This is a genomic window from Allobrachymonas sp. (genome assembly GCF_041912815.1).
In the GTDB taxonomy this organism is placed as follows: domain Bacteria; phylum Pseudomonadota; class Gammaproteobacteria; order Burkholderiales; family Burkholderiaceae_C; genus Brachymonas.
Map to the genome: position 1 here is coordinate 1 of NZ_JAYRLV010000010.1, position 17,259 is coordinate 17,259.

Below are 17,259 nucleotides of genomic sequence, written 5' to 3' on the forward strand. Positions count from 1 at the left end.
GCAGGCTCTCGAAGAACCATGAGCGATGGCTCAACACCAGCTTGCAGTTCGTTCACTTGGCATTCTTGGCTCTTTTGCTCAGAAGATTGTGAACACGTTCTGAGGGCTTATGACAGCGTGATTGCGGCCAAAGTCGATATTGCACAGTTCATCGAAGGGTACAACACCATGCTGACTCACGGCAGCATGGCTGACGAGGCGCTGGATTAAACCTACAGGGGCCTACTGCCAGCCCACCCTCGCAATGGGTCGCATAGAATGGAATTTTCTGGTGTGCCGGAGTTGTCCACAGCGGTCCCAGCGAAGTCGTAAGCGACGCACGTCGCCGTGGACGATTCTGCACATCTTCAACCCGCCAGCAGTCTGGGGTAAACTGCTAAAAAAGCAGCGACACTTCTTGATGCACTTGCGTTTTTTGAGGACTCGCGTGATCAGAATATTCCGCACCGCCCAGCTTATCTGGCATGTATCTGCAGGATACATTGTGTTAGTCTTCTTCATCGAGACACCACATGGAAACTAAGAACATATCTGCTGCGGATGCACTGCAGCTTTCCATTCGATCTGAGGATCATTTCTTCGATCGGAAAGCCGCTGAAATTAAAGGTGCAAAGCTGCAAAGAGTAGCTGTCGCGTTTGCAAACGCTGACGGAGGTGAGGTATACGTTGGAATAGCTGATGAGAAAGACGAGCCTGATCCGTCCAAGAGATGGGTCGGTGTCAAGAATATTGAAGACTTCAACCAACATATTCAGGCGCTAACTGAGGTTCAGCCAGCGCTTCCAATGGATATCGCTTTTCTTAAGGCTGATGGCAAGCCGCACTATGTTTTGCGAATACAGATTGACAAGAGCCAATCCGTTCATAAAACGTCGGATGGTACTGTGTACGAGCGAAAGGGTGCGCAGTCGCTTCCGGTAAGCGATCCAGCTCGTATTACGGCGTTATCGTTTGCGAAAGGAGCTGTCTCATATGAAGACTATTCGCTTGATAACGCAATTGCAGAGGATATCGTCGATTCACCCCGTATATCTGAGTTTCTTGCGGACTACTCGCCGACAACTGACCCTCTTGAACTTGCGCTCAACAAGAATCTGATCGATAGAAAAACTTTCAAACCGAAAGTCGCAGGGGTGCTGCTTTTTTCTGCAGAACCCAGCAGCCTGATGCCGAAGAAATGTTCGGTCCGGATCGTACGCTACGAAACCAAGGAAGAAGGCCCTGAACGCGATCATCTTGGCCCCATCGAGTCAGTTGAGGGGCCGCTATATCAACTTATTCACAAGACAGTTGATCGGGTGACGCAGATTATGTCGTCAATTAATGTTTGGACGACTGACGGCCCGAAAGCGATGGCCTATCCGCCGGAGACGCTCTGGGAGATAGTTGTTAACGCACTAATTCATCGTGACTACTCAATGTCAGATGACGTCCAGATTCAGATATTCGACAATCGGATTGAAGTTCTTAGTCCAGGGCGCCTTCCTGCTTTCGTTAATAAAGACAATATCCTCGACGTTCGCTACGCTCGAAATCCCAGGATCGTTGGAATTCTATCTAGGTACAAGAGTCCGCCAAACAAGGATATTGGTGAAGGATTGAATACGGCATTTCAAAAGATGAAGGAGTGGCGCCTGCGGAATCCCGACATCCTTGACGAAGGGAATTACGTTCGGGTAATCATTCCGCACGCCCCACTTGCGACTCCTCAAGAGGCGATTATGGAATTTCTTAATAAGCAAATGACTATAACGAACCGCCAAGCCAGAGATATTACGGGCATCAAGAGCGAGAATGCTGTTAAATCTGAGTTTTACAAGCTGAAAGATGCAGGTCTTATTGAAATGATTCCAGAACTAAGGGGCAACAAGGCCGCGTGGCGGCTGGTGCAGAAATGATGAGGGCTAATCCCTCGGTGCCGGGGAGTCTGCATATAGACAGAGCGTTCCTGGCCTTGAACGTTAAAGTGCAAAGGGAGACTATACGGTGCCATACACCATCGAAGAACACAAACATCGGTTTTCTGCTTGGGCTGCCGGGCGTGCAGCGAGTGTCAAGGGCTGCCGTTTTTCAGTGGAACAAGCGAAAAAAATTATTGAGGCGGCTGATTTAAACAAATTACTTGTCGATCCAAGCAATCTGCCTTTGCCACAAGAGGTAGACGCCCGTCATGAAAATTGGCGCAAAGACATTATTTTGAAAGCTGAAGGGCTTGGTCTTAAATTTACGCATGGGGTCGCGGCGAAGCTAATCAATATTTATCTAAAGGCGGGCTTTGTTTGTGGTGGGCACCATGCCCATGCTAATGTTAAAGCACTACATCCGCCAATTGATAACGTGCTTCTCGATGAGTTGTTCGCCAAAAACATCGGTGACCATCGTTGCGTATGGAATGAGGCAAAAATAATCCGCTGGTCTAAATTGAATTCAGTTCAATACCAAAAAATAATTGATGAAATTCGCAACTCAATGCCAAATCAAGCATTGTGGGAAGTTGAACAATATTGGCGAGGTTACCAGTAACAATGTTTGAGCGGTCTCCAATCCGAAGTGCAACACTGCCCAAAACGGGTAATGTACGCATATGGAATCGAGATACAAACATTTGCAAGCTGAAGAACGGGTGACACTGGCAGCGCTGCGCCAGCAAGGCATGGAGCATGCGAGCCATCGCTTGCCTGCAAGAGCGCAGTCCCTGCACCATCAGCCGTGAGCTGCGACGCAACAGCAGCGATGAGGGGGACGCCAGTGCCCCCGCCCAGCACCCATGCCAGCAGCGGCGCTTCGATGTGCGCCCACCGCCCAAGCGCCATCCTGAACCGCCCCGGTTTTGCGAGGGACGGTTGGTTGAAGGATGCCCATGCTTTGCCCCTCACCCCCGCATCACATGCAGCCGGTGCGAGAGCCAGTGGCGCAGGCCCAGCTGGTGCAGGCAGTAGCCGCCGAGCAGGCCCATGGCGCTGCCGAGCAGGGTGTCCCACAGGCGGGCGGCGATGACTTCGTTGACCATGCCGGGGTTGCCGGCTTCGGCGAGGAAGATGGTGAGCGGGGTGATGAAGACCACGGCAAATGCGTAGTGCCGGACCACGACGAATTCGATGAGGGTGCTCAGGGTCATCATGGTCAGGCACATGTACCAGACGTTCATGTGCAGCGACAGCAGCCCCCAGGCCAGCACCACGCCCAGGGCGGTGCCGGTGATGCGGTGCAGCTGCTTGCTCCATACGGCGCGGAAGTTGATGCCCTGCAGCACGGCGATGCAGCTCACCGGCACCCAGTAGGGGCGGGGCATGTCGAGGATCTGCGCGAGCAGCAGGGAGGCGCCCACGAACAGGGCGACGATGACGGAGTCGCTGACGACGAGTTCCATGTCCTGCTCGACGGGCATGATGGGCTGCTCCGGCACGCCGCGCGCCATGAGGTACAGGGTGTAGAACAGGCCCAGGATGCAGGCCATGAGGGCGCCCATGAACAGCAGGCCCACCTGATAGGGGATGTGGTCGACGGGCAGGGGCATGTAGGCTGCGATCATGGCCGCCATGAGAAAGAACAGGTTGCCAGGCGGGGCGATGCGGAAGTAGCGGCTCATGAGGGTGAGCGCAAAGGTCAGGATCGTGATGAGCGGCACCATGAGGTGCGGAAAATGGTGTGCGACGAGCCCGAACAGGAAGCTGGTGGTCATGCACGAGGCGGCGCACAGCATGAACACGATGCGGTGCGCGAGCTTGGTGTGCGGCATGTACAGAAACGTCATGCCGCCGAGGCTCGACACCAGGCCGTATTCCACGTGTTGGAAGTACGCGCCGATGAAAAGGGGCACGCCCGAGGCCATGGCGGCCACGAAGGGCATTTCCCAGCGCCGCTTGGCGGGGTTGAGTTTCCAGAAGTCGTCCCATTGCTGCATCAGCAAGGATTTCATGCGGGCTCCCTTGAGGTGAGAGGAATACAAAAACAAAGAAAGGTCAGGCAGGGCAAGGCGACACATCCCGGAGTCGGGCGATCGGCCGTACCGGGGCCGAGGCAGACCGCCCGGCCATGAGACGCGCGGCGTGCTCCCCCTCTGTCCGCCGGCCACGCGGGGGCGGCTGCATGGGTGTGCCATCTTCACGGCGCGCTGTGGATCGGCTGCCATTGACGGGCATTGACTGCCATTGGCTGTGACGGTGACTGCGGCAGCGTTCTGGCCGGAGCCGGAAACGGTGCAGCGAGAAGGGGTGGCGCGGCGTCCTCCTGCCGGAGAGAATGCTTGCTGCCGACTGGCAGCGTGGATGCCGGATGGTGAGCAGAGAGGTGCGCTGAAGGTGCAGCGCACCACTCCGCCGAGGGGTGCCCGCACCCGTCCCCGTGCGCATGCCTGAGCCACTTCCGCGAGGAGGGGCATGGGCATGATTCTGCCCCAAAGCCAGAACCCGAGAGGGGCGCCACCCTGTGCGCCACGGACGGTGTGCTTCGGTACAAGGCAATGGTAAGCTGCCCGCTGCCCGCTGCCCGCTGCCCGCTGCCCGCTGCCCGCTGCCCGCTGCCCGCTGCCCGCTGCCCGCTGCCCGCTGCGGCGGGTCGGGGGTTTCTTCTGTCGTTCTTCTGCATTCTGGTCTGGTCGTGTCCGTGTTTTCGTCTTCTTCCCTGCCTTCCGATGTGGCAGGCCGCCGTCGGTTCGATCCGATGGTGGCCATGCTGCCGCTGGCGGCGTTGCTGGGTGTGCTGGGGGCGTGCACGGTGCAGGGGTTCCGCTGGGCGCTCGATGCGCTCATGGGGCTGTATTCCAGCCAGCACCATCTGGTGGCGGCCGCTGCGGCACTGGCGCCCTGGCAGCGGGTGCTGGTGCCCTGCGTGGCGGCCACGGCGGCCGGGCTGGTGGTGTGGGCGGGGCAGCGGCTGCTGCGCGGTGCTCCGGGGCCCGCCTACATGGAGGCCGTGCGCGTGGGCGACGGCCGTCTGCCGGTGGCGCCCAATGTGGTGCGCGCAGGGGCGTCGCTGCTGGCGGTGAGCGGCGGCATCACGATCGGGCGGGAGGGGTCGATGATCCAGCTTGCGGCGGTGATGGCCTCGCTCGTGGGGCGGCTCTCGCGCATGGACGAGGCGCACCGGCGGCTGATCGTGGCATGTGGTGCGGCAGCGGGCTTTGCCGCGGCCTACCATGCGCCGATCGCGGGGACGCTGTTCGTGGCAGAGATCATTCTGGGCGGGCTGCACCTGCGCGTGATGGCGGCCCTGCTGGTGGCGGCCATGATGGGGGAGCTGACGACGCAGACGCTGTTTGCCGCCGGGCCGCTGTACCTGACCCGGGCGGTGCCGCCGATCAACTTTGCCGATCTGGTCGATGCCTGCCTGCTGGGGGTGCTGGCGGGGCTGGTGGGGCCTGCCTTTCTGTGGCTGCTGGAGCGCACGCGGCAGGGGTTCGAGCGCCGGGTGCCGTGGGTGCCGCTGCGCTTCGGGCTGGCGGGGCTGGTGATCGGGGGGCTGTCGGTGATCCGGCCCGAGGTGTGGGGCAATGGCTTCAGCACGGTGCAGGCTTTTCTGACCGATCCGTGGACGCTGTCGGCGCTGGTGCTTGTGACGGCGCTGCGGCTGATGGCCGTGACGGTGGCGAGTGCGGCTGGGGTGCCGGGCGGGGTGCTCACGCCCACGCTGGCGCTCGGTGGGGCGCTGGGGCTCATGGTGGCGCAGGGCGTGCAGGTGCCCGGTGGCCATGCCGATCAGGCGCTGTGGGCACTGGCGGGCATGAGCAGCCTGCTGGCGGCCATTACCCATGCGCCGGCCATGTCGGCGCTGATGGTGTTCGAGAGCACGCGCAGCTACAACGTGGTGCTGGCCGCCATGCCCGCGTGCGTGCTTGCGTCGGTGCTGTCGAGCATGCTGCGCCCGCGGTCGGTGTACAGCAAGGCGCTGGGGGCGCCGGTAGCTCCCGCAGGCTGGGCCGCTCTGCCGCCTCCTGAGACACGGGCAGACAGGGAGGAAGACGGGAAATCGGGCCACGAGGCTGCAGCCGCCACCGCCGCCGCACCACAGGGCGATGAGGATCTGCCCCCGGTTGTCGCGGAGTCTGCTGCACCCGAAGACGCCGGCGTATCCCCAAGTGCCGGTGCTGGTGCTGGGGCAGCCGTCCGCACGGCAGGGCGCGGGCCGCAGGGGGGACAATGACGGGCGCTGCCGTGTGTGCGTGTGCTGCTGTCGTTGCCGTTGTGTTCTGCCATGTCGTCGTCTTCTTCGTCCTTGTTTCCGGGGCTGACTGAGCCTCTGTCCCCGTCTTCTGCCACTGCCGTGCTGCCTGCGGAGCTGCAGGCGATCCAGTTGGCCACGCGCCGGCATCAGGCGGCACATGGGTGCAGCGCCCATACCTTCGAGGATGGGGAGGGGCTCTGGCGGCTGGTGGCAGCGCTCGCGCCCCGGCGCGTGCTGGAGTTCGGGACCGGGCTGGGCTACACGGCCTGCCTGATGGCCTGGGCCAGTCCGCAGGCACAGGTCGACACGCTTGAAGGCGATGCCGCCCATGCCGCGCTGGCGCGGCAGCACATTGCGCAGTGCGGTCTGGCCGGGCGGGTGCGGCTGCACGAGGGCTCGTTTTCCGTCACTTTCCCGGCGCTGGACTGTGCGCCGGGCAGTGTGGACATGGTGTTCTTCGATGGCCATGTGCCGCCCCATGCCCTGCTTGACGCATGGCACCGGCTGCTGCGGCCCGGGGGCTGGCTGGTGTGCGCCAACCTGGAGCTCAACGGCCCGCAGGGCTGTCGCAGGGCCAAGGCCGATCTGCGCGACGGGGCACGCTGGCAGCTGCAGCCTCCCCTGGAGGGCGGCCAGACCTGGGTGGCCTGTCGGGTGGAGAGGCCACGGCAGCAGGCCCTGGTGCGCCCGCCGATAATGCGGGCATGAATGTCTTTCAGCGCGCACTCGATCTGGCCGCCCAGGCCCTGACCCTCAGCAATCCCAATCCCCGCGTAGGCTGTGTCATCGTGGATGACGCCGGCCGCGTGCTGGGCGAGGGCCACACCCAGCGCCGAGGCGGCCCGCATGCCGAAGTCATGGCCCTGCGCGACGCCTCACGGCGCGGGCACGACGTGGCCGGCGCCACTGTGTACGTCACGCTGGAGCCCTGTGCCCACCATGGCCGCACGCCCCCCTGCTGCGATGCGCTCATCGCGGCCCGGGTGGGCACGGTGTGGGTGGCCCTGCGCGACCCCAATCCGCTGGTGGCAGGGCAGGGCATTGCGCGCCTGCAGGCGGCGGGCATTGCGGTGCACATGGCACCCGACGCCGTGGCCCATGCCGCGCGCGAGCTCAATCTGGGTTTTCTGCGCCGCATGGAGCAGGGGCTGCCGTGGGTGCGGCTCAAGACGGCTTCGTCGCTCGATGGCATCACGGCGCTGGCCGACGGGGATTCGCGCTGGATCACCGACGAGCCGGCGCGCGCCGACGTGCAGCACTGGCGCGCGCGGGCCTGTGCCGTGCTCACCGGCGTGGGCACCGTGCTGGCCGATGATCCGCTGCTCAACGTCCGCCTGCCGGATACCTCCCGCCAGCCGCATCTGGTGGTGGTGGATGGCGCGCTGCGCACCCCGCCGCAGGCCCGGCTGCTGGCCGTGCCGGAGCGGCAGGTGTGGATCTACGGCGTGCCGCCTGCGGAGCCGGCCGCGCGCGCAGCGTGGGAGGCGCGGCGCGAGGCCCTGTGTGCGGCCGGGGCACAGGTCGAGGCCTGGGGCGCCGATGCGGCCGGGCGCGTCGATCTGGTCAGCCTCATGCCCGAGCTGGCGCGGCGCGAGGTCAATGAACTGCACGTCGAGGCCGGGGCCACGCTGGTGGGGGCGCTGCTCGATGCCGGGTTGGCCGACGAATGGCTGGCCTATGTGGCGCCGCTGGCCCTGGGGCCGGGCAGACCGCTGGCTGCGCTGCCGCCGCTGGCCCGCGTGGCCGATGCGGTGCGCTGGCACTGGCACGAGGTGACGAGCGTGGGGGACGACCTGCGCCTGCGCCTGCGGCGGCAGTCCCCGCAAGATGCCGCGCCCTGCGCATAAGGTGGCGCAGCGCCTCCTGCGCCTGTCGGCACGCGTCTGCCGTGCATCCGTCACACTTTGCGCACATGTGTGCGGAACTCCGGGCTGCGCAGGGGAGTCCGAACGGCAGAGGCCCGCTATGGTGCATGGGCGTGGATGCAGCCCAGCCTGAGAAGGTCGAGCGGCTGCTTGTCCTGATTGCCGTGCGTGGGTGTTCTGTTCTGCTCTGTTCCGTTCCGTTTTCATCCCTTCCATCGGGGCCTCGGGTGCCCTGCCGAGGAGTTCTGTCATGTCCTTTGCTGTTTCCACTGCCGCGCGTACCGTGCGTTCGCTGCCTTGCCTGTTGCGTTGCGCCTGCGGGGCGGGCGTGCTGATGGGGGCCTCTGTGCTCGCGGGGTGCTCCGTGGGAGTGGGGGTGGGTGTGCCGATCTTTCCGGGCGTGTCGGTGGGGGTGGGGCTGGGGACGGGGGGTGCCGGGGCGGGAGTGTCCGTGCATTCCGGGCCCTTTGGCGTGGGGCTGGGTGTCGGGTCGCATGGCCAGGTCACTGCCGGCGCAGGTGTAGGTGTAGGGCTGGGCGGCCCGGTCGGTGTGGGCGTGGGAGCCGGCACGGTGGTGGGCACTCTGGGGAGTCCGACCTCGCAGCCGCAGCCGAATCCCACGGCTCCGGCCGGCGAGGCTGCACCGGCCACGGCGTTTCCGGCACCGGCATCGCGGGCTGGAGGCATGCCACCTGCCACCTCAGCGCCGGCGACGCCGGCTGCCCACGGAGGTGGGCAGGGGCTGGCGGCCTTCCGTGACTGGCCGTGGGGCGTGGAGGCGGTGCGGGCACCGAATCCCGCTGCGGCCGCCCCGGCGCCGTGACGTGACGTCCCCTCACGTGCCCTGCGCTCCGTGGCAGCCATCCGGGCAAGGGCCGTGTCTCTGCGGGAATGTCCTGTCACTCAGGCGTCACAAAGCTGCGACACCCGGGGCGGGAAGCCGGGGCGCGCGCAGATAATGAAGGCATGAGCAACACCCCTTCGGCAACCCCTCCGTGGAAACGGCGCAAGGAGCGCATGCGGCTGCGGCACCACCGGCTGGTGCGGCGCGGGCTCATGTATTCGCTGGCGCTGGCTGCGGTCATCCTGCTGCTGGGCGGGGTGGGGTTCTGGCTGCTCGACCCCACCGTCTACACCTTCTCGGACGGGCTGTGGCTGGCGTTCACCACGGCAGCCACCGTGGGCTATGGCGACGTGGTGCCTTCGACCCACGCTTCGCGCATGTTCGCGGTGGTGGTGGTGCTGCTGGGGCTGGCCGTGCTGTCGATGGTCACGGCTTCGCTGGCCGCGATCTTCGTCGAGCAGGAGGTGGAGGTCGAGGACAAGCACAGCGAGCTGGAAATGCTGGCCGAGCTGCGGATTCTGAGACACGAGCTGCATGTGGTGCGCCTCACGCTGGAGCAGCTCCAGGCACAGCGTGGCATCACGCAGGAGTCGTGCTACCAGAATGCGGCGTCTCCCTCCCTGTCACTGGCCTCGGTGGCCGATGCCCCGATTCCGTCGGCGGCAGAAGGCAGCGCCCCGATCGCTGCCGCAGCCCAGACAGCCCCCGAAGGCAACGGAGCCGCCGCTGCTGCTACCCACCGCGAACCGGAACAGGCCGTCGCCCGCGAAGCGGCCTGATGCGCGGCAGCCCGGTGTTTCCGGCACGAGTCCACAGGCGAGCGAGAACTGCCATGGAACAGACATGAAAAAAGGGACGCACACGGCGTCCCTTGTCGTTGCACAGGGGCCCGTAGAGGGCCCGCAGGCTTACTTGGCGGTGTAGTCGTACACGCCACGGCCGGTCTTGCGGCCCAGGCGGCCAGCGGCCACGTATTCGCGCAGCAGGTAGCAGGGGCGGTACTTGCTGTCGTTGAACTGCTCGACGTACACCTCCATCACGGCCAGGCACACGTCCAGACCGATCATGTCGGCCAGCGCCAGCGGGCCAATGGGGTGGTTGCAGCCGAGCTTCATGCCGGCGTCGATGTCCTCGGGCGTGGCCACGCCTTCGGACAGCACGAAGAAGGCTTCGTTGATCATGGGCACCAGGATGCGGTTGACCACGAACCCGGGGCTGTTCTTGACGGTGATGGGGGTCTTGCCCAGCTTTTCGGCCAGTTCCTTGACGGTGTCATGGGTGGCGTCGCTGGTCTGCAGGCCGCGGATGAGCTCGACGAGCGCCATCATGGGCACGGGGTTGAAGAAGTGCATGCCGATGAACTTGTCGGCACGCTGGGTCTGGGCAGCCAGCTCGGTGATGGAGATCGAGGAGGTGTTGCTGGCGATGATGGCATCGGCCGGCAGCATGCTGTCGAGCTGCTGCAGGATCTTGTTCTTGATCGTGGGGTTCTCGGTGGCGGCCTCGATCACCAGGTGGCAGTCCTTGAGGTCGTCGTAGCTGGTGCTGCCCTTGATGCGGGACAGGGCAGCAGCCTTGTCGGCTTCGGTGATCTTTTCCTTCTTGATCAGGCGGTCCAGGCTGGCCGTGACGGTGGCGATGCCCTTCTGGACGGCGGGTTCGGCGATGTCCACCATCACCACGTCGATGCCGCTGGTGGCGCAGGCCTGTGCAATGCCGTTGCCCATGGTTCCGGCGCCGATGATGCCGACCTTCTGAATGCTGATGCTCATAGAATGCTCCGCAGTTGGTTGATGATTCAATGGATTATCTTAACCCGTGTCGGTGGCATTATGCTGCACTGCACAGCGGCAAGCCCTGTCCAATCCGGCCCTTTGTGAAAGATGGCACTTCCCGTGCCGGCTTTCGGGAGAGCGCCTCCGTTCCATGTCCGATTCCCCTGCCGATTCCGCCTCCTCCCCTGCGCAGCCCGCTGCGCGCACGCCGTCTGCCCGGGCCGGGCGCCCGCTCTCGCCCCAGCAGAAGGCCCTGCGCAAGCTCGGGCTCGTGCGGCCCATGGACTTTGCCCTCCATGTGCCTCTGCGCTACGAGGACGAGACCCGCATCACCCGCCTGAGCGATGCGGCGCCCGGTGCGACGGTGCAGATCGAGGGCGTGGTCACCTCCTGCGAGGTGAGCTGGGGCGGGCGCCGCCAGCTCGTGGTGACGGTCGATGACGGCACGGACGTGGTCACGGCGCGCTTCTTTCACTTCTACCCCGGTCAGCAGAAGGCGCTGGCCGAGGGGCAGCGTGTGGTGCTGCGCGGCGAGGTCAAGACCGGCTTCATGGGCTGCACCATGCTGCATCCGGCCTTTCGGGCCGCCGGTGGCGAGCTGCCCGATGCGCTCACGCCGGTGTACCCCGCCTCCGGCAGCCTGCCGCAGGCCTATCTGCGCCGGGCCGTGGTGCAGGGGCTGCAGCGGGCGCAGACCACAGGCCAGCTCGCCGAAACCGTGCCCCCTGAGGCGCTGCGCGATCTGGCGGCGCGTCTGCACCAGCCGCCCTGGCCCCTGGCGCAGGCGCTGGCCTATCTGCATCATCCTGCGCCCGATGTGTCCATGGCCGCGCTGGAAGACCGCACCCATCCGGCCTGGCTGCGGCTCAAGGCCGAGGAACTCCTCGCCCAGCAGCTCTCGCAGGCCCAGTCGCGGGCCGAGCGCGACCGGCTGCATGCGCCGCGTCTGCCCGTGCGTGCAGGCGGCCTGCACGAGCGGCTGCTGGCAGTGCTGCCCTTTTCGCTCACCGAGGCCCAGCGCCGCGTGGCCGAGGAAATCGCCCGTGACCTGCAGACCGGCCGCCCCATGCACCGCCTCCTGCAGGGCGATGTGGGATCGGGCAAGACCGTGGTGGCCGCCCTGGCGGCAGCCATCTGCATCGATGCCGGCTGGCAGTGCGTGCTCATGGCACCGACGGAAATCCTCGCGGCCCAGCACTTCCGCAAGCTGCTCGACTGGCTCACCCCGCTGGAGGTGGGAGTCGCCTGGCTCACCGGGAGCCAGAAGCCGCGCGAGCGCCGCGAGATGCTCGCCCGCATCGCCAGCGGCGAGGCCGCCCTGGTGGTCGGTACCCATGCGGTGATCCAGGAGCGTGTGACCTTTCATCGTCTGGCGCTGGCCATCATCGACGAGCAGCACCGCTTTGGCGTGGCGCAGCGGCTGGCGCTGCGCGACAAGATGGCCCCGCCCGAAGTCCCTGGTGGGCCCGTGGCCGAACCCCATCTGCTCATGATGACGGCCACGCCCATTCCGCGCACCCTCGCCATGAGCTACTACGCCGACCTGCAGGTCAGCACCATCGACGAGCTGCCGCCGGGCCGCACCCCCGTGCTCACCAAGATCATCAGCCAGCACCGGCGCGATGAAATCGTCGAGCGCATCGGTCGCCAGCTTGCCGAGGGCCGGCAGGTCTACTGGGTCTGCCCCCTCATCGAGGAAAGCGAGACGCTCGACCTGCAGAACGCCACCCGCACCTGGGAGGAACTGCAGGAGGCCCTGCAGACCGCCCATACCCCCGATGGCCGGCCCGTGGCCGTGGCGCTGCTGCACTCCCGGCTGCCCGTGGCCGAGAAAAAGGCCGTGATGGAAGCCTTTGTGCAGGGGCAGACGCAGGTGCTGGTGAGCACCACCGTGATCGAGGTGGGCGTGGACGTGCCCAATGCCAGCCTCATGGTCATCGAGCATGCCGAACGCTTCGGCCTGTCGCAGCTGCACCAGCTGCGGGGGCGGGTGGGACGCGGTGCGGCCGCCAGCGTGTGTGTGCTTCTCTACGCCACCAACGAGGCCGGCCGCGTGAGCGACACCGCCAAGGCGCGGCTGCAGGCCATGGTGGAAACCGGGGATGGCTTCGAGATTGCGCGACGCGACCTCGCCATCCGGGGCCCCGGCGAGCTGCTGGGTGCCCGCCAGAGCGGTACCCCTTTGCTGCGCTTTGCCGACCTCGATACCGACACCGAACTCATCGAATGGGCCCGCCACTGGGCCCCTCACATGCTCGCCCACCATCCCCGCGAGGCCACCCGCCACCTCGACCGCTGGATCGGGGGGCGGGAGGACTACCTCAAGGCCTGAGAGCCGAGGCCCCAGGCGAATCGAATCGGCCGGCGGAACCCGTGTAGAGCGATCTGCAAAGACCTCTCGCTTCTTCCATTTTTAGACCGTCTGCTCAGTGATGGAAAAGCGCTGGGCCAGGATGCTGGCTGGTTCATGGCTTGCAGCAATCCCCGGTTGGATGACAGGGACTCTATCAGCTCTTGCAGGAGCACTTCTGGCCATGAAGAGAGGGGAGCGTTTGGAATCTATGCAATCATCCGGGATGCGACACTTAATGGCATATGCCGGGTCATCCTGCACCCACGCAGAAGGCGGCGGGATGCAGGGGGTGGGAGCGGCACGCTCACGCCGCCTGGGGGCGACGCACCAGGGCGAGGAGGATGCCGAAGGCGATCATCATGGTGCCGCTGGCGCGGTTGAGCCACTGCATCATGCGGCCGCGGTTGGCCATGTGGGCCATGTAGCGTCCCACGCCACCGTAGATGCCGACGGTGACGATTTCCAGCAGCAGGAAGGTGGCGCCGACTTCGGTGTAGCTCACGGCGTAGTGCTCGGGCACCACGAACTGGGGCAGGAAGGCGGTGAAGATGAGGATGGCCTTGGGGTTGCTGATGGCGGTGGTGAATTCCTGTCGGGCGAGCACACCGAGATGGGGGCCGTGGTCCTGTCCGGCCGTGTCGGCGGCGAGGTCGGCGATGCCGTCGGCCGGCACATGGGCGCGCAGGATGCGGATGCCCATCCAGATCAGGTAGGCCGCCCCGCAGAACTTGACGATGGCAAAGCCCACCTCGGAGGCCAGCAGCAGTGCGCCCATGCCCACGCCGGAGATGGCGATCATGATGGCGAAGGCCACGATGCGGCCCAGCCCGGCGGTGACGGCCACGCGCACGCCGTGGCGGGTGCCGTTGAGCACCGACAGCAGGTTGTTGGGCCCGAAGGCCAGGTTGAGGGCAAAGCAGGCCGGGAGAAAGAGCAGGTATTCGTGCAGGGACATGGCGGAACGATGCGGTGAGAAGGCAGGGACAGGGAAATGAAAATGGAGAAAGCCACGGACGGGGCCGTGCGTGCAGAGCGGAACGGCCGGGCCCCCTAGACCAGCGGCTTGCGGGCACTGAGGGCAGCAGTCCGGGGAGCGGTGGGGGGGCTGAGGGAGGTGTCGGGCGCGTCGGCGGCCGTGCCGGCTGCAGCCGGCTGGGGCATGCGGGCGTATTCGGCGAGTACGCCGCGCTCGGAATGGACGAGATAGGCTTCCATGGCCTGGGCGGCTTCGTCGTGCTGGCCGGCGATGAACAGGCTCAGGATGTGCCGGTTCATGTCGATGTAGGGGGCGTGCAGGAATTCGGGGTTCTGCAGCATGCCAAACACCAGCCGCAGCTCGGTGAGCACGTGCGAGAAGAGGGTCTGGAGGCGTTCGCTGTCGGTCAGCGAGACGATGGCGCGGTGGAAGGCCATGTTGGCCGTGCCGACGCCGCGCCAGTCGCCCGCATCGCGGCAGCGCAGCGCGTCGGCAATGGCGGCTTCCATCTGCTGGCGGGCCGGATGCCACGGGTGGGCCTGTGCCAGCGCCTGGCATTCGAGCATGCGGCGCACGCGGTAGATGTCGATGATGGCGGCGAGCGTGGGCACCGTGACCGACACACCGCGGTTGGGCTCGTGGCACAGCAGGCCTTCCTGCGTGAGGATGCGGAAAGCCTCGCGCAGGGTGTTGCGCGAGATGCCGAGGAGCTCGGCCATGGCGGCTTCCGACAGGCGCTGGCCCGGCGCGCAGGCTCCGGCCAGCAGCTTCTGCCGGATGTCTTCGGCCGTGCGATGGGCCAGGTTCTGGATGTCGGCGGTACGTGTCATGGCGGTCGGGGTGGCGCGGTGCACACCAGCGCGAGCGGGGCGCAGTGGGTGGGCCAGGGCTCCCAGTGTAGCGGCATCGGGCTGCAGGCGCAGTGGCGCCAGGGGCCCGGCCGGTGCGGCGGAGGCCGCTTTGCGGTGCATGAAACGCCGCCTGCATGCCCCGGCATGAGGCACAAAGAACCGACGACGCTCCGAATTTGCCCCACATTGGTGAATCTCCTGATGAAAATTCAACGCCATTTTGTTGAACAATATGTGTCTTATGAGTGATGCATAGATATGCATTGCTCAACGCTGGCATGGCTTTTGCATGGAGATGCGGGCCATTCCATCTTTACGGGAGAGTCTCATGAGTGAAGCACAGCACATGCCGGCACCGTCCGGCGACTTTGTGAAGGCGCGGCGTTCGTCGCTTGTGGCCGCCATCTTTCTGATGGCCACATCGGCCATCGGGCCGGGGTTCATCACCCAGACGGCGACGTTCACGGCCACCATGGGGGCGGCCTTTGCCTTCGGCATTCTGGCGTCGGTGCTGATCGACTTCGTCGTGCAGCTCAATGTGTGGCGCATGGTGTCGCTCACGGGCATGCGGGCCTCGGATCTGGCCAATGCGGCCATTCCCGGCAGCGGCTATGTGCTGGCCGTGCTGGTGATCTTCGGGGGGCTGGTGTTCAACGTGGGCAACATCGCGGGGGCGGCCCTGGGGCTCAACGCCATGATGGGACTCGACATCAAGTGGGGCGGGCTGCTGAGTGCGGTGATCGCCATCGGGCTGTTTCTGTCCAAGCGGGCTGGCCGTGCGGTGGACCGGCTGATCGTGGTGCTGGGCATCGTGATGATCGGGCTGACGGTGTTCGTGGCGTTTGCGTCCCATCCGCCGCTCGGGGAGGCGCTGCGCCAGACCGTGTGGCCCGACCGGATCAATTTCGCCACCATCACCACCATCGTCGGTGGCACGGTGGGGGGCTACATCACCTACGCGGGAGCGCACCGGCTGCTCGATACGGGGGTGACCGGGGTGGACAACCTGCCGGCCGTGACGCGCGGGGCGCTCAACGGCGTGATCGTGACGGGCGTGATGCGCTATGTGCTCTTTCTGGCCGTGCTGGGTGTGGTGGCCAGCGGCGTGGTGATCGACATCTCGGGCAAGAGTGCCAATCCGGCGGCCCAGGCGTTCCAGGCGGCCGCCGGGCAGATGGGGCTGCGGGTGTTCGGCGTCATTCTGTGGGCGGCGGCGCTGACGAGCGTGATCGGGGCGGCCTATACGTCGATTTCCTTCGTGACGGTGTTCCGTCCGGGGCTGACCGAGCCGGCGCGCAACCGGGCCACGGTGGTGTTCATCGTGGTGTCGCTTGCGGTGTTCCTGCTGCTCGGCACGGCACCGGCTGCGCTGCTGGTGTTTGCAGGCGGCTTCAACGGGCTGATTCTGCCGCTCGGGCTGACCCTGTTCATGTATGTGGGCTGGATGCGGCGTGACCTGATGGGGGGCTATCCGTATTCGCGTGCGCTGCTGGCGCTGGGCACGCTGGCCTGCGTGCTGACCTGGTGGATGGCACTGCAGTCCATCGGCCCGATTTTCCGGTTCCTGTCGATGTGAGCGAGGAGAGCGAGATGACCGTGATCGATCTGAACAGCGACCTGGGCGAGAGCCTGGGCGCCTGGAAGATGGGAGATGATGCCGCGATGCTCGACATCGTCACGAGTGCCAATGTGGCCTGTGGCTTCCATGCCGGCGATGCGGCGGGCATTCTGGCCACGCTGCGTGCGGCGGCGGCACGTGGGGTGGCGGTGGGGGCGCATGTCGGCTACCGCGATCTGGCGGGGTTCGGGCGGCGCAACATGGACGTGGCCAGTGCCGATCTGGTGGCCGACGTGATCTACCAGATCGGGGCGCTGCAGGGGCTCGCCCGTGCCGCAGGCACGACGGTGCGCTACGTCAAGCCGCACGGCGCGCTCTACAACACCATTGCACACGACGAGCGGCAGGCACGGGACGTGATCACGGCGATTCGGGCAGCCGATCCGTCGCTGGTGCTCGTGGCACTGGCGGGATCTGCGCTGGTGGGCTGGGCACGCGCCGAGGGGCTGACCGTGGTGGCCGAGGCGTTTGCCGACCGGGCCTATACGGCGCAGGGTACCCTGGTATCGCGCCGGGAGCCGGGGGCGGTGCTGCACGATGCGCAGGCCGTGGCGCGCCGCATGGTGCGTCTGGTGCGCGAGGGGGTGGTGGAGGCCATCGACGGCCGCGTCACCCGCGTCGAGGCCGATTCGATCTGCGTGCATGGCGACAGTCCCGGTGCGGTTCAGATGGCCCGTGCCGTGCGTGAGGCGCTGGCCCGCGAAGGGGTGGCGCTGCGCGCCTTCACCGCCCGCAGCGAGTTGCAGGGTCCGCGTGCCGGTTCGGGCGCGGCCTGCGGATGTGCGTGCACCTGTTCCACCACCGACTGAGGAGGA

The 17,259-nt window shown here is 65.6% G+C and carries 14 protein-coding genes and 2 pseudogenes; 12 read left to right on the forward strand and 4 right to left on the reverse strand.

What is annotated here, in order from left to right; genetic code table 11:
- From ACE3P9_RS08630 to ACE3P9_RS08645, 4 genes and pseudogenes are all read left to right on the forward strand, one after another.
- Positions 1-92: pseudogene (locus tag ACE3P9_RS08630) on the forward strand (IS5/IS1182 family transposase); the annotation flags it as partial.
- A gap of 420 nt (positions 93-512) precedes the next feature.
- Positions 513-1,898: an RNA-binding domain-containing protein gene (locus ACE3P9_RS08635; RefSeq protein WP_374493372.1), complete on the forward strand. Its 1,386-nt coding sequence runs from the start codon at positions 513-515 to the stop codon at positions 1,896-1,898.
- A gap of 88 nt (positions 1,899-1,986) precedes the next feature.
- Entirely contained in the window at positions 1,987-2,523 is a 537-nt protein-coding gene (locus ACE3P9_RS08640; RefSeq protein ID WP_374493374.1) for a hypothetical protein, read from the forward strand.
- Positions 2,524-2,660: 137 nt separating this feature from the next.
- The gene (locus ACE3P9_RS08645) at positions 2,661-2,939 is read left to right on the forward strand and encodes a hypothetical protein (protein WP_374493375.1); all 279 of its coding nucleotides are present in this window, start codon (positions 2,661-2,663) and stop codon (positions 2,937-2,939) included.
- Here ACE3P9_RS08645 and ACE3P9_RS08650 read toward each other — a convergent pair.
- On the reverse strand, positions 2,873-3,919 hold the full coding sequence (locus tag ACE3P9_RS08650) for an FUSC family protein (protein WP_374493376.1): 1,047 nt from the start codon (positions 3,917-3,919) through the stop codon (positions 2,873-2,875). The two genes, ACE3P9_RS08645 and ACE3P9_RS08650, sit on opposite strands and share 67 nt — an antisense overlap.
- A gap of 686 nt (positions 3,920-4,605) precedes the next feature.
- Here ACE3P9_RS08650 and ACE3P9_RS08655 point away from each other — a divergent pair.
- The 5 genes from ACE3P9_RS08655 (at position 4,606) to ACE3P9_RS08675 (ending at position 9,650) form a co-directional block, all read left to right on the forward strand.
- Positions 4,606-6,141, forward strand: coding sequence for a chloride channel protein (locus ACE3P9_RS08655; RefSeq protein ID WP_374493377.1), 1,536 nt, complete (start codon positions 4,606-4,608; stop codon positions 6,139-6,141).
- 51 nt (positions 6,142-6,192) lie between these two features.
- Complete coding sequence (locus ACE3P9_RS08660) at positions 6,193-6,870, forward strand: O-methyltransferase (RefSeq protein ID WP_374493378.1); 678 nt, start codon at positions 6,193-6,195, stop codon at positions 6,868-6,870.
- Entirely contained in the window at positions 6,867-8,009 is a 1,143-nt protein-coding gene (gene ribD / locus ACE3P9_RS08665) for a bifunctional diaminohydroxyphosphoribosylaminopyrimidine deaminase/5-amino-6-(5-phosphoribosylamino)uracil reductase RibD (protein WP_374493379.1), read from the forward strand. Before ACE3P9_RS08660 ends, ribD begins: the two co-directional genes overlap by 4 nt.
- Before the next feature lie 268 nt (positions 8,010-8,277).
- Positions 8,278-8,850 (forward strand): hypothetical protein, encoded by a 573-nt coding sequence (locus tag ACE3P9_RS08670; RefSeq protein WP_374493380.1) that lies wholly within the window; start codon positions 8,278-8,280, stop codon positions 8,848-8,850.
- A 143-nt stretch (positions 8,851-8,993) separates the two neighbouring features.
- Complete coding sequence (locus tag ACE3P9_RS08675) at positions 8,994-9,650, forward strand: potassium channel family protein (RefSeq protein ID WP_374493381.1); 657 nt, start codon at positions 8,994-8,996, stop codon at positions 9,648-9,650.
- A 129-nt stretch (positions 9,651-9,779) separates the two neighbouring features.
- On the opposite strand, the gene ACE3P9_RS08680 is transcribed toward ACE3P9_RS08675, so the two are convergent.
- Positions 9,780-10,637 (reverse strand): 3-hydroxybutyryl-CoA dehydrogenase, encoded by an 858-nt coding sequence (locus tag ACE3P9_RS08680; RefSeq protein ID WP_374493486.1) that lies wholly within the window; start codon positions 10,635-10,637, stop codon positions 9,780-9,782.
- Between the two features lie 160 nt (positions 10,638-10,797).
- On the opposite strand from ACE3P9_RS08680, the gene recG reads away from it, so the two are divergent.
- Positions 10,798-12,978 carry an ATP-dependent DNA helicase RecG gene (gene recG / locus ACE3P9_RS08685; RefSeq protein ID WP_374493382.1) on the forward strand — a complete coding sequence of 727 codons (2,181 nt, stop codon included), beginning with the start codon at positions 10,798-10,800 and terminating at the stop codon, positions 12,976-12,978.
- A 325-nt stretch (positions 12,979-13,303) separates the two neighbouring features.
- Here recG and ACE3P9_RS08690 read toward each other — a convergent pair whose 3' ends face one another.
- Both ACE3P9_RS08690 and ACE3P9_RS08695 read right to left on the reverse strand, forming a co-directional pair.
- Complete coding sequence (locus tag ACE3P9_RS08690; RefSeq protein ID WP_374493384.1) at positions 13,304-13,954, reverse strand: LysE family translocator; 651 nt, start codon at positions 13,952-13,954, stop codon at positions 13,304-13,306.
- A 206-nt stretch (positions 13,955-14,160) separates the two neighbouring features.
- Positions 14,161-14,805: pseudogene (locus ACE3P9_RS08695) on the reverse strand (GntR family transcriptional regulator); the annotation flags it as partial.
- A gap of 349 nt (positions 14,806-15,154) precedes the next feature.
- Between ACE3P9_RS08695 and ACE3P9_RS08700 the strand changes: the two are divergent.
- Together ACE3P9_RS08700 and ACE3P9_RS08705 are read left to right on the forward strand one after the other, a co-directional pair.
- Complete coding sequence (locus ACE3P9_RS08700; RefSeq protein WP_374493386.1) at positions 15,155-16,402, forward strand: NRAMP family divalent metal transporter; 1,248 nt, start codon at positions 15,155-15,157, stop codon at positions 16,400-16,402.
- Between the two features lie 14 nt (positions 16,403-16,416).
- Entirely contained in the window at positions 16,417-17,253 is an 837-nt protein-coding gene (locus ACE3P9_RS08705) for a LamB/YcsF family protein (RefSeq protein ID WP_374493387.1), read from the forward strand.
- Positions 17,254-17,259 lie beyond the last annotated feature (6 nt).